Source organism: Wolbachia endosymbiont of Cylisticus convexus (assembly GCF_003344345.1).
Map to the genome: position 1 here is coordinate 1 of NZ_QPIP01000046.1, position 13,661 is coordinate 13,661.

The 13,661-nt window shown below is 35.1% G+C and carries 7 protein-coding genes and 1 pseudogene; 5 read left to right on the top strand and 3 right to left on the bottom strand.

The window, feature by feature from the left end; genetic code table 11:
- Positions 1-280: 280 nt before the first annotated feature.
- The 5 genes and pseudogenes from Wcon_RS12010 (at position 281) to Wcon_RS05745 (ending at position 10,358) form a co-directional block, all read left to right on the top strand.
- Entirely contained in the window at positions 281-1,960 is a 1,680-nt protein-coding gene (locus Wcon_RS12010; RefSeq protein ID WP_237350135.1) for a recombinase family protein, read from the top strand.
- A pseudogene (locus Wcon_RS05730) lies at positions 1,961-2,944 on the top strand (IS110 family RNA-guided transposase); the annotation flags it as partial.
- 298 nt (positions 2,945-3,242) lie between these two features.
- Entirely contained in the window at positions 3,243-4,253 is a 1,011-nt protein-coding gene (tsaD, locus tag Wcon_RS05735; RefSeq protein WP_114517548.1) for a tRNA (adenosine(37)-N6)-threonylcarbamoyltransferase complex transferase subunit TsaD, read from the top strand.
- 163 nt (positions 4,254-4,416) lie between these two features.
- Complete coding sequence (locus Wcon_RS05740) at positions 4,417-8,364, top strand: ankyrin repeat domain-containing protein (RefSeq protein ID WP_114517549.1); 3,948 nt, start codon at positions 4,417-4,419, stop codon at positions 8,362-8,364.
- 245 nt (positions 8,365-8,609) lie between these two features.
- Positions 8,610-10,358 carry a type I secretion system permease/ATPase gene (locus Wcon_RS05745; RefSeq protein WP_114517550.1) on the top strand — a complete coding sequence of 583 codons (1,749 nt, stop codon included), beginning with the start codon at positions 8,610-8,612 and terminating at the stop codon, positions 10,356-10,358.
- Positions 10,359-10,492: 134 nt separating this feature from the next.
- Here the strand turns inward: Wcon_RS05745 and Wcon_RS12015 are convergent, their stop codons facing one another.
- From Wcon_RS12015 to Wcon_RS05760, 3 genes are all read right to left on the bottom strand, one after another.
- Positions 10,493-11,491, bottom strand: a complete 999-nt coding sequence (locus Wcon_RS12015) for a hypothetical protein (RefSeq protein WP_237350066.1) — start codon at positions 11,489-11,491, stop codon at positions 10,493-10,495.
- A gap of 81 nt (positions 11,492-11,572) precedes the next feature.
- Positions 11,573-12,883, bottom strand: a complete 1,311-nt coding sequence (locus tag Wcon_RS05755) for a pyruvate dehydrogenase complex dihydrolipoamide acetyltransferase (protein WP_114517551.1) — start codon at positions 12,881-12,883, stop codon at positions 11,573-11,575.
- A 159-nt stretch (positions 12,884-13,042) separates the two neighbouring features.
- Positions 13,043-13,549: a reverse transcriptase domain-containing protein gene (locus Wcon_RS05760; protein WP_255565512.1), complete on the bottom strand. Its 507-nt coding sequence runs from the start codon at positions 13,547-13,549 to the stop codon at positions 13,043-13,045.
- Positions 13,550-13,661: the final 112 nt, after the last annotated feature.

A 13,661-nucleotide genomic window follows, 5' to 3' on the forward strand; every position in this document is an offset into this window, starting at 1 on the left:
CACCTACGACAATGTTGCCAACAATTTAAAACTTGAAAAAAGTATTTCCAGAAAACTTTTATGTCCAAAAGTAAGAGCTCCATTTATTTATGACGCTAATGACGAACTAATTATCAGCTTTAATGTAGTGGATTAATAATGAGCATATTATTTAAATGGAATGTTATGAACAGTAAAGAAAGATTTGCCATACGAGTTAGTTATGAACCTGATAGGTTGGCAGAGGTATATTTATTAGACGCCTACACAAAATTAATGCCAGTGCTAAAGTATTCAGTAAATGCAAATAAAAAAGAACTTCAAGGAGGATCAAATGTTAACAGTAAGCTTATATGCAAGAGTTTCTTCAGAAAAACAAGTACAAGAGAATACGATTGCAAGTCAACTTTCAGCTTTAGAAAATAAAATTAAAGCAGATGGGCATGAATTGCTAGATGAACATAAATTCGTTGATAATGGCTATAGTGGATCTAATTTAGTTCGTCCTGCCTTAGAAAAATTACGTAATAAAGTAGCAGAAGGTAAAATTGACATAATCTATATTCATTCTCCTGATCGTTTATCGCGTAAATATGCATATCAGATGGTTTTACTTGAAGAATTACAGAAAGCAAAAGTAGAAGTAATTTTTTTAAATAATCAGATTAATGATAGTCCAGAAGCTCATTTATTGTTACAAATGCAAGGTATGATAGCAGAATATGAACACACAAAGATTACTGAAAGATGTCGTCGAGGAAAAATTTATGCAGCTAAAAAAGGTAGTGTAAATGTAATGTGTAGAGCTCCTTACGGCTACCGTTATATAAATAAACAGATGGAAGGAGGGCAAGCTCGGTTTGAAGTTCATGAAGAAGAAGCGGAAGTGGTTCGTAAGCTATTTTCTTGGATAGGCAGAGAAAGAATGAGTGCTGGAGAAGTATGTCGCCAGCTAAATACCATGTCTATCATGTCAGCGAAGGGAAAATGCTGGAATAAAGGCACGCTTTGTGGTACACTAAAAAATCCTGTCTATAAAGGACAAGCAGCTTTTGGTAAAACAAAGGTAGGTGCAAAGCTGCCGCAAATAAGACCATACAAACATTCCTGTGAACAACCTAAAAAGAATAGTTCTACCTATCGTGTTGAAAGGGAACATTGGATTTACATTCCAGTACCTAAAATAGTTGATGAAGATTTGTTTGATATAGTTCAAAAGCAATTAGCTGAGAACGCAAAAAGGCAAAGAGCAAGACAAATAGGAACAACTAATCTATTGCAAGGCTTATTGGTATGCAAGCGTTGCCAGTATTCTTATTATGCTAAAAGATATGGCAAGTCTCAAAAAAAATGTTATCGTTGTATTGGCGCAGATGCTTACCGTTTTGCTGGTAATAAGATTTGTAATAGTAAAACAATTCGTGCTTCTACATTAGAGACAGCTGTGTGGGAAGAAGTTAAAAGCCTATTAAAAAATCCAAACAGAATTTTAAAGGAATATCAGCGTAGGCTTTCAGAACTTCAAAAATCACCATGTGATCAAATAACTGATTCACTTAAAAAACAAGATGATAAGCTGAAACAAGGCATTTCAAGACTTATTGATAGCTATACTCAAGGGTATATTAGCAAAGAAGAATTTGAACCACGAATTAAAGCAGCAAAACAGAGCTTAAAAATAGTTGAAGAGGAAAAGAAAAAAATATTCAATCGAAAAAATCTACAACAAGAATTAACTCTCGTTGTAACCAATTTAGAAGAGTTTTTTTCCAATATTAAATCAAAGCTTGATGATTTAGATTGGCTAACTAAACGTAATGTTATCAGAATATTAGTTAAGCGAATTGAAGTTGATATTGAAGAAGTAAATATAGTGTTTCGAGTAAAAGATATATCTCATTCTACAGAACATAACAATGAAAAAGGTCAAAATTTACAACATTGTCGTAGTAGTCAGTATATCAATTATCGATTGCTTTAAGGATCATTTAGGCCAGATAATCAAATGTGTGTACTGCGTAGTTATGTTAGACAACGTGCTAATCTAATTGAAAATGCGGCTAAACATACTCAACGTATGCAAAAAGCGTTGATTCAAATGAATATTCAATTGCATAAGGTTATTAGTGATATCAACGGTGTAACAGGTATGAAAATTATTAAAGCAATAATTGAAGGAGAGAGAGACCCTGAAAAACTAGCTGAATTTAGAAGTGCGAATATGAAGAACGATAAGCCTACTATAGCAAAAGCATTAACAGGAGACTATAGAGAAGAACACTTGTTTGCACTGAAACAAGAATATGCAGCATATACTTTTTTTCAAGAGCAAATAACGGAATGTGATAAAAGTATAGAAATTTACTATAAAACATTTGAAACAAAGTCGAATGAGAACGGGAAATTGAATAAAACACGAAAGAAGCGGAAGAATAGTCCAGATTTTGCCATAGACGAAGATTTATATCGAATAACGGGAATGGATTTTACTAAAGTTCCAGGATTTGACGTATTAAGTATACAGACTATCATTTCAGAAACGGGTATAAATCACAATAAATGGCCAACAGAGAAACATTTTTCTTCCTGGCTCGGATTAAGTCCTGCTAATAAAATTACAGGAGAGAAAATTATTGGAACAAGAACTCGTAAAGTTGTTAATCGTACTGCAACTGCCTTGCGACTTGCTGCTCATTGTGTGTCAAGAAGCAACACTGCACTTGGTGCATACTGCAGGAGGTTAAAGAAGCGACTAGGGATACCAAAAGCTATCACTGCTACAGCAAGGAAATTAGCATGTATTTTTTACAATATGCTAAAATATGGACAAGAATATGTAGAAAAAGGAATAGACTATTATGAAAAACTTTATCAAGATAGAATGATGAAGAATTTGAGCAAAAAAGCTCGTGAGTTTGGTTATATCCTGGTTAAGAACGATGAGTTAATTGAAGGAGTTTGTTAGGAGGAGAGAAGGAGATAAAGTCCCAAGGGTTTGTCACAGCGCTGAAGGAAGAAATTAAGAGATTTGGCCGGGGGAGTATTATAGAATGGGCTGCTGATTGGTTAATGGAAGGATTTAGGCAAGGCCGCTACCTGATCTGGGAGATGTTACTGTAGCTACAAGTCAGCAGAGTAGGCACAATAGTAAAGTTAGGTATTTTTACTCACTGTGTATAATAGAGCAGATTGTTTTTAGCTTAAGTTATGTATGTTTTGTAGTTACAGCATTTCAAGGTATAGTTTTCACAATTAAAGTGTCTATGAAAACCATTTTAGCGATTGAAACAAGTTGCGATGAAACTGCAGCAGCAATTGTAAATAGTGATAAGCAAGTGCTTGCTCACGAAATTCTTTCTCAGGCAGAGCATAAAAAACGCGGTGGGGTGATTCCTGAAATAGCATCACGTGCTCATATGAAGCATTTAAGTGATCTAATAAAAAGTGCTATGGAAAAATCTAACCTTAACTTTTGTGATCTAGATGCAATTGCGGCAACATCAGGACCAGGGCTTATAGGTGGACTAATAATTGGTACAATGATGGCTAAAGCAATTGCACATGTAGCACAAAAACCGTTCATTGCAGTTAATCACTTAGAAGCGCACGCATTAGTTGTTAGGCTACTGTATAAGGTTGAATTTCCGTTTTTAGTCCTACTGATATCGGGTGGCCATTGCCAATTTTTAATTGCACAGGATGTAGGTAAATATATTAAACTTGGGGAAACGCTCGATGACTCGCTAGGTGAAGCGTTTGATAAAGTTGCTAAGATGCTGGGTCTAAGCTATCCAGGAGGTCCATTGATTGAAAAGTTAGCTAAAAAAGGTGATGGTATGAGATTTAAATTGCCAAGAGCAATGATAAAACGCTCTGGATGTGACTTCTCATTTTCTGGAATTAAAACAGCAGTAAAAAACTTAGTGAAAGAGCTTGCAATGAGCAAGCAAGATGTTTGTGATGTGTGCGCCTCGTTTCAAGAGTGTATTAGCGACATATTAATCGATAGGGTCAAAAATGCGATTATTATTACTGCATCTTTAAATATTAGAATCAATGATTTTGTAATTACTGGTGGAGTTGCAGCAAATAATTTCCTGAAAGAAAGATTGAAAGGGCACATAGACTTAAACATATTTTTTCCCCCAAGCAACCTATGTACAGACAATGCAGTAATGGTTGGGTGGGCAGGAATTGAAAGGTTACAGAAAAATTATGTAGACTCTCTTGATTGTGCGCCAAGGCCAAAGTGGGAATTAGAAAAATATTACTAGCACAAAAAATTATCCACTATATACTGCAGCCGCAGGTGGATTTTCTTAGCGAGTAGTAAGCCTTTGGTATACTTAAAAACTGCAGTCTAAAGTGTACCTGTCTTAATACAATATTAATTATAATAGTTCACCACTGCCGACATTATTATTTATGAGGTACAGTATGTTAGAAAATAAATTTAGCAAAGTTATTAATCATTTTAAAGCTAAACCTAGCACAAGTGCAAAGACACTCAGTGCAGGTTTGTTTACTACGGTAGCCCCTGGTATGGTCAGAGCAGTTAGCAAGATTGATATCTCTATATTACAAGGCAGTTCAGAAGATGGGGTAAGTAAGCAAGACCTAATAAGCCTGTATAGTAAAATAGCTCAAGAAGAAAACTATCATATATATACTAATAATCTTGATCATATAAAAAGCAGGATTTCAGCAGAAAATATAAGAGGTTTATTAGCTGAAAAATTTCGTCAAGATGGATGGAATATAACAAGTAATGATGGTTCTTCGCTATTAACAGTGGCTATTGAAAGAATTAGAGAAAGACGAAATAAAAACAGGGATTGTGATATTCATGTTCAAATAGCTGTATCTCTAATTCTTAATATGAAGAGAGAGTTGATTATAGGACTAGAGAATTTTGCAGACAGTAACGGTAAAACGCTTCTACATTACTTAGCTGAGTCGGGTAAAGAAGATGTTTTACGTCTTGTGATAGAAAGTTCTAATTTTGACATTAAAGAAGCAGTAAGGAGTGAAGATAGAGGTGGTAAAACACCACTACATTATGCGGCTAAATTTGGCAATGAAGAATGCTTTAAAACTCTCATGGAAAATGAGGCACATTTTACTAGTACTATCAATCATAAGAGTGAATTGCACTATGCTGCTAGAAGCGGAAATTTTAGCCTCCTAGGGTATTTAGAAAAAGTACTTACAGCAAGAGGAATTTTTGATAGGGAGAAAATTAAAAAAGATAGATATGGAAATAACGCATTACACTTTGCTGCACAATCTGAGAATGCTGAGTGCATAAAGTTCTTCATTGATAATCGAGTAAAATTTTTAAACAATCAATATCATGAGAATCCTTTGCATAAAATTGCAGGTAACTCAGAAACCCAAGATTCAGAAACCCAAGATAATGCTATAAATTTTCTTATAGAGCACTCAAAATTGTTAGGTCAACTAAAAAGTGATATTAATCAAAAAGATGTAGATGGTAACACCCCATTGCATATAGCTGCACAGCATGGAAATAAACAATTAATAGAACTGTTTAGTAGATTAGGTGCAAAAATTGTTAAGAATAAGCAAGATAACACCCCCTTACATATTGCTATTATGCATGGTAATGCAGATTGTATAGAGCTATTTCATGAAAATAGAGAAGATATTCTTGAATCTAAAGGTGAGCATGGAAGAAATCTTGTACATTTGGCTGCAATGTACGGGCAGTTTGATTGTCTACATTTTTTACTCAATGAATTCCCTAATCATAATTTAAACACAAAGACAAGCAAAGGAAATACAGCACTACACTTAGCTCTGTTGAAAAGTACAGAGCTAGAGTCAAGAAAACAATGTGTAAGTCTGTTAATAGATAGAGGTATGCAAGTAAATGAGAGTAATAATGAAGGAAGCACCCCTTTACATTTTGCTGCTCAACTCGTTGGTCTAGAGTTTTTGAGCGTGATAGAAGGAGAGTTAAAAAAACAGAAAATCGACGTTCACCAGGAGATTTTGCGTAAGAACCAAAGCGGTAACACAGCTTTTCATATGGCAGCGCGTGTTGGCAATAAATCATGCCTTGAGCACCTTTTTTCTCTTATGAAAAAAGAGAAAATAGAAGAGATATTAAGAAAGGAAAATAACGATGGACAAACTTTACTACACTTATCTATGTTAAATGGAAGCATGGAATGCGTTGAGTATTTGGCGCAAGAGAGCCAAAAATTTGATATTGATATTTTTTCGGAGCAAAATACGCAAAAAAAGTTGCTATTTGCAGCTGCTTTAAGCGGTAATAAGGAATGTCTTAAATTTCTAGTAAAAAGCTCTGTAGATGGAAACATGACTGATAGCATTGGAATGTTATTTTCTCATAATGATGAAAATGGCAATACACCGTTACACATGGCTGCTCTTGCCGACGGCATAGGATGTTCTCAGTATATTATTGAAGGTGTTTCTAAGTTGACTAGACTGGATATTAGTAGCACGACAAAAATTCACCTACTCTTTAACACAAACATTCATGGGCTTACACCTCTACACTTAGCTGCTATGAGCCTTAATGCTGAGGTAATAAAATATTTTATGACAGATAATTATCCCTATGCTGAGAAAACGTTGAATATTTTATCTAAATCTGGAAGAACATCATTACACTATCTTGTAATGAATGGTAATGATTTTGAAAGAATTGTAGATGAGGATTTTAAGCAAGATTGCTTCTTGAAAAGCGTAGTTTTAGAAAAGCGTAAGCAGAATGAGCATTTCAGAGAGAAAGCTATCAATGCCTTATTCTGCTTAACAATGAGTGGCACAAAGAAAGTTATAAGTGAGAAAATAGATTTTGATATAAAAGATAATGCAGGAAAAACAGCCCTAGATTATTCTCTTGAATATAGCGATGTAAGTATCTTGAGGTTATTTTTAGATGTTTTTTATGAAATAAAGAAAGACAGAAAAAGAAAATATGATAAATTTGAGATAGATTATCAAGAGAAACAGGAAATGGTTTCACGCATCACTAACGTGCTTACACCAATAGCAAGTATTACTATTTCGTCTTGCGTTCTATCCGATCAGTCAGAATCTGAAGTGAAAAAATTTTTTACTTATATTTCTATTACCTGTTCTTTAATATCACTTGCATTTTTCTTGTCTAATTTAGTGGTTAGTCGTCGAAAAGAACCACTTAAGAATGACATAAAAAACTATACTGAAAAAATAGACAGAATTGAAGAGATAACAGGAAAATCAGCCGAGACAAAAGTAGAAGTCCATGATTTTGAAGGATACAGTACAATAAGGAATGCAGAAGACATTTCAGAATTGAAAAGTACGCTTAATAATTTTATGAATGCAGTTGACTTAAAGAATAGAGACAAACCCAATATGCCTTCTCAAAATATGAGCAGGCATAATAGCGTAGCACAATGTTCGGATAAGTCTTTAACGAGCAGAAGAAATTCATCTTTTCTGAATGATGTAACAAAAAAATTTGGTCAGTATGTAAGACGCAACAGTAGAGTACAAGATACAATGGACAGATGTGATAGTGCGTCATGTTTAATTACTATAGAAGAACATTCAAAAAGTAAACAAGAAGCTCCGCAAAGCAAATTAAAGGTTGTGATAAACAAGCTAAGAGCAGCTAATACTTTTAGGAAGAAGGAAAATGTGGTTGATACATCAAGCTTATCAGAAAGTGCTGCAAAAAGGGATGAAGAAGAGTATGGGTTAATAAAGCGGTCTGCTGATACCCATGAGTACTCAATATTTTCGATTCCTCCAAATTGCTCAACCTCAGGAGAAGAGTTTGGTACCACTAATAGAGCAGCGCGTCGTGTGAGTTATGGTAGTGTAAATAAGCTACCTCCTGTGAGCGAGAATGGAGCTAGTAAATTCCCGTCTGCAACACTTTCTAACCCTGAGGTGGAGGATGCCATTAAAGAAGCAGACTTTCTTGGAGTGGGATATAGACCAAGGGTACAATCAAATCCGTCTTATATGACGAAAAAAAAGGTCGTAGGTAAATTACCGAAATCTAGGACATCTTTTGATCGTATAGGAAAGGTAAAGGACTCAGTATTTTCAACTTTTTCTAATTCAAATTGCTCAACCTCTATAAGAGAAGAGTTTGGTACTGCTGGTACAGGTAATAGAACAGTTCATCGTATGAGTTATGGTAGTGCAAATAAGCTATTTTCTGTGAGCGAGGAAACGCTTTCTAGTTCTGTAGCGGAGGTTGCTATTAAGGAAGCAGACCGTTTTCAAGAGGAATATGGTAGATCAAGAACGTATTCAAGTCCAGTTTCTATGAGCGGAAGAGAAACTGCACGTAGAGTATTGAAATCTAGAATATCCTCTAATTGTAGACTTTGACCAAGATCGGAGGAATAGCAGACATTCTAGTGAATCATTGCTAGGTAGTAGATAAAGAAATAATTGGCAAGGCTATCATCGTATAGTAAAAATGAATTTGATAGTCTTGCTAAACTTCCATAAGAAAGTTTATATTCGCATATGTTAATATTTTATTATATTAACGATAGGGTAAGGCAATAGCTGTTAATACTTTTGAAACAAAAATTATATATGGTGCATATAATAAAATTAAAAGGAAGATTGTGGAAATCACTCCATCAATAAAAAAAGAATTAAAGCAAAGTATACTATATACTTGTCTAGAGAAGTGCAAGAGTGCGTTTTGGTTCATTTTCTGGTTTAGCTCAGGGATTAATGCGTTAATGTTATTTTTGCCACTTTACACCTCTCAGGTACTTGATCGAGTGATATCGAGCGAGAGTGTATCAACACTAGTTATGCTAACGATTATTACTTTATCTGCGTTTGCATGCTCTGCAATGCTTGAAACTTGTCGATATTTAGCCATGGCAAAAATTGGCGACTGGATTGATAAAACTGCAACGCCAGATCTGATAGTAAGGTCTATCAGGCTAACATCAGTGCAAAGCTCAACTTCAAGTGGTGAAGCAATACGTGACCTTGGGGTAATAAAAAATTTCATTACAGGAAATGGTATATTTTCACTGTTTGATACTCCATGGTCGTTAATTTACCTTGTTGTCATCTTTATGATACATACCTCTACAGGGTTTATAGCTATTGCAGGAATCATTATACTAGTTTCAATGGCAGTATGGAATGAACTTGCTACTAAGCGTATATTGAGAGAAACCAATGAAGAAACTATACGCAATATTAATGCTATAGATGTTGCAACAAGAAATGCAGAGGTGGTTGAGGCTATGGGTATGTCAGAATTTATAGTTTTTGATTGGTGTAAACGAAATGATCAAAATCGTGCAATGCAAATTACAGCACAGAATCGTTCTAATGTAATTACTGGGATTACTAAGTTTTTACGCTCAACTCTCCAAATTTCAGTAATTGGAACAGGTGCATTACTTGCAATCACAGCTCACAAAACTGCCGGTAGCATTATTGCTGCCTCGATTTTAATGGGTAGAGTATTGGCTCCATTTGATGCAGCAGTTCATACTTGGAAATTTTTAAATCAAGCCAGAATGTCATATGAGAGGCTACAAAGACTTATACTAACATCACCAAAAAGAGAACAAACTATGGCTCTACCAGAGCCTGAAGGGAAGTTGGAATTTGATAGGGTATTTTTTACTCCTTATGGGAGTAATAAGCCAACAGTAAAAGGAATATCATTTGTAATAGAACCAGGGGATGTAGTTGGTGTTATTGGTGCGAGTGCTTCTGGTAAGTCGACCATTGCAAAACTAATCGTTGGTGTGTGGAAACCCATATCAGGTGTAGTCAGACTAGATGGCGCTGATGTATATACTTGGAATCGAGAGAACTTTGGTAATTATGTTGGTTACTTACCTCAAGATATTGAGTTATTTAACACGAGCGTTAAAGCTAATATTGCTCGCATGAGACCAGATCCAAATCCTGAAGAAATAATCAAAGCAGCAAAAACTGCAGGAATACATGAATTAATACTAAGCCTGCCAAATGGATATGATACAACAATAGGAGGACCTGGAGGAGTAACGCTCTCTGGTGGCCAAAAACAGCTTCTTGGACTTGCCAGAGCTTTTTATGGTAATACTAAGCTTTTAGTGCTTGATGAGCCGAACGCTAACTTAGATAGTAATGGAGAGGCACGTTTGGTTAATGCAATCAATGTTGCAAGAAAGCAAAATACTACCACTGTCATCATCACTCATAAGCTACCTTTGCTATTATCTGTGGTTGATAAAGTGATTATTATGTCAGATGGTGTAATTTGCGCTATGGGACCAAGAGATGAGATTTGTAGTAGATTAGCTACTCCACCACCAGATACCACAGAAGATAAACGTTCTTCAGCTAGTGGTTAAAAAGAGGGAAGTATTTGATACTTCCCTTTACCTTATAATGTACTATATGTACAGTTTATGACAGTGTTGTCCCAGTGTACTGATACTATATTCGATTTTCTTAAGCAATTGTTATACGAAAAATCTAATAATTATTAACCGCGGAATCTGCTTACTAATTCCTTCACGTTAACTTTAGATACCTCTGATAAAGGCTCTTGTTTATCAGGTCTGATATCTTTTTTATCATTACCTTTGGTAATAGAACACGCTACAGTATCAGCCCTCGTATGCTTAACATTTAGATCTTGTTGAAATCCATGCTTTCTTTCCATCTTTGCTTCAAGCTCATTGCCATCGTGTGTTACCATGCACTTTTCTGTAATTGAGTAAGGCTTGGTACCAGAAGTTATATTGCCATACGTTTCAGCGTTATTGCGCAACAATGGACTAAAACGCTTTTTACCTTGATAAATTGGATTCCAATCAAGAGGATTGTAAGCTTTTGTGCTAGCTTTAACCTTTTGGTTGTCTTGCTGTTTAGGAGAAAAACCAAGATTTTCTCTTTCTACTTTGCTTAATGTTTTAAGGAATTTTACAGTTTTTAGTTCATCTGTAGTTGTTGCTTGGCTTTTTTCTGGTGTTAGACATGAAGTAGAGTCATTTATTCCTCCAAAGAACATATCGTCAACAGTTGCTTGTACTGGAGGACTTTTCTTATCCTGCTCGAATGTGTCATCAACATTTTTGTACACTGGCTCGTAGTACACTGGCATAGTTTCCTTCAGTGTCTTAAAAGGGTTTGACTTTTTTGCTTCTCTTTCCTTTTGCATCATGTATTCAGAAAGAGTAGGCCGATGTTCAGTTGGAGTAATATGGTACTCTGAAGTAACTTTCTTCTTCGCAATGCTAAGCTCTGGAGCAACAAAATTATCTTGCTTTCTTGCATTTAACTCATTAAGTCCGTCCCCAACGTTATTTTTTCTTGTTGTGGTGTGAATAATACCTGGAAGTTTCACTTCATACTTAAATTTCTTACCAATGGTGTCTATTGACTCATTAGACAAAGAATCTATTTGAAGCCTGTCGTTTGAAAATTTTGATTTTGCAGCATCAAAAGATATACTGCGTTTTTTTATTTTTGCATCAGTCATATTTTTACCTCTAAACCTATTAGCTAATAAAAGTATAAATCAAGAGATATTAATTTTATTATAATAATAATGCTAACAAGGCTAAAGAAGCATTACCGTAGGGTTTTCTATATAGTGTTTAAAGGCGTTTAAAAATTTTGCTCCAAGCGCTCCATCAACTGTTCTGTGGTCAACAGAGAGAGTAACTGTCATTATCTCTGCTATCTCTATTTTTTCACCTATGACGACCGGCTGTTTTTTAGATGCGCCGACAGCCATAATGCAAGACTGTGGTGGATTGATTATAGCGCTGAAAGTTTTTATACCAAACATGCCTAAGTTGGAGATAGTAAACCCTCCTCCTTGAAATTCTTCAGGCCTTAATTTTCCAGATCTTGCCCTACTTACTAAATCTTTCACTTCTTTTGATATAGATAAAATACCTTTTTCATCAGCATTTTTCACTATAGGAGTAATCAATCCACCCTCAAGCGCTACAGCAATTGAAACATCTATATTTGAGTATTTTACTATCTTATTATCTATCCATGACGAGTTTATATCAGGAATTTTTTTCATGCTGAAAGCCACAGCTTTTATAATTAGGTCATTAATTGTTACTTTATTGTTTTCATCTGCTGAGTTAACTTCATTTTTGAACGATATTAGCTTATCGACGTAGCAGTCTATAGTTAAATAAAAGTGTGGAATATTTTGCTTAGATTCAACTAGGCGCTGCGCTATCACCTGGCGCATGCTGCTTACTTCAATTATTGTATTTTCCTCATATCTCTCATAATTTTTAGTTTGATCTAGATATTCTAATATATCAGCCTTGATAATACGACCATATGGACCTGTACCCTTTAATCGCTTTATATCAACATTTTCATTTTGAGCTATTTTCCGAGCTAATGGGCTTATTTTTGTTCTACCTTCGGCATAACCTTCTGTCATCTGAGTAGCTGACACTGGCTCTTTTTTTCTAGATTCCAGCGTCACGTGCTGGAATGACACCGAGGAGTGCCCCATTGGCTTTTCGTTTAAATCTTGGTGTTTTGATTTTTGATTATCAACAGCACTTTCTATCACTTTTTTTATTTCCTTTTCAACCACATTATTGGTGGAAGTTGAGGTATAGTTGTTAAGTGCACTTTCATCTTCTCCTTCTTCCAGCATTAGGGCTATCGGTTGATTTACAGGCACGCCACTTGCTCCTTCTGACACTAAAATTTTTGCTAAAATTCCTTCATCGATAGATTCAAACTCCATTATGGCTTTATCAGTCTCGATTTCGGCAATAACATCACCTACTTCAACTTTATCTTGTTCTTTTTTACACCACTTTACAATTTTTCCTCCGGTTTTACTCATTGTAGGGGAAAGAGCAGGCATCAATATTTCTATAGGCATTTATTATATATTAAAAGATCTATTCAATTTTTAATTTACTCTTTATCCTATGTCAATCTAATCGTAATTTGTAGTGAATAAGTTTAGTCATACTGATGTTTTTATTATTTAGTTCTAGTTTGCTTGCTAGCGACTTTATTTCAATAAAATCAAATAAAGTCAATATGAGAACAGGACCAGGGTTTCAATATCCTGTAAAATGGATATACACTTGCAAAAACCTGCCCATCTGGCGTATTCTATACGTTGATATTTTCCCTCTTTGGTCACTTCTTTTGCTTTCTCTAGCATTTTGTCTACCTCATTTAGGTATATATTGCTTAGTAACGGCGAAATTGGTGATCCTTGAGCTATTCCTCGTTTTCCTCCTACCTTGAGGATTAGCTTGATTAAGTGCATGATTTCTTTATCGTTTATCCTTCTGGCAATTTTCTCCATAAGGATATGATGTCTTACGTTGTCAAAGTAGGATTTCAGATCTACGTCAATACATTTTGTGTTGCCTTTGATTGCTGCTTTTGCTACTCTGTTTACTGCTTCATGCGCTTTTCTCTTTGGTCTATATCCATATGATCCGTCCTGAAAGTCAGATTCGAATATTGATTCAATTATTAGCTTTAGTGCACTTTGCACTATTCTATCCCGGATGGCTTTGTTGCATAGCACTGATAGGCATGTAAATCACAGTGAATTTACGCAGCTAATTTAAATTTAGCCATACCTATATCAGTAAATTTGTGGGAATGTTCAAAAAAGTGTGTCAAACCGAAAAAAAAGT

Coding starts and splice junctions, on each gene's coding strand:
- Wcon_RS05755 (WP_114517551.1), bottom strand. CDS start 12,883: ATGCCTATAGAAATATTGATGCCTGCTCTTTCCCCTACAATGAGTAAA.
- Wcon_RS12010 (WP_237350135.1), top strand. CDS start 281: ATGCAAATAAAAAAGAACTTCAAGGAGGATCAAATGTTAACAGTAAGC.
- Wcon_RS05740 (WP_114517549.1), top strand. CDS start 4,417: ATGTTAGAAAATAAATTTAGCAAAGTTATTAATCATTTTAAAGCTAAA.
- tsaD (WP_114517548.1), top strand. CDS start 3,243: ATGAAAACCATTTTAGCGATTGAAACAAGTTGCGATGAAACTGCAGCA.
- Wcon_RS12015 (WP_237350066.1), bottom strand. CDS start 11,491: ATGACTGATGCAAAAATAAAAAAACGCAGTATATCTTTTGATGCTGCA.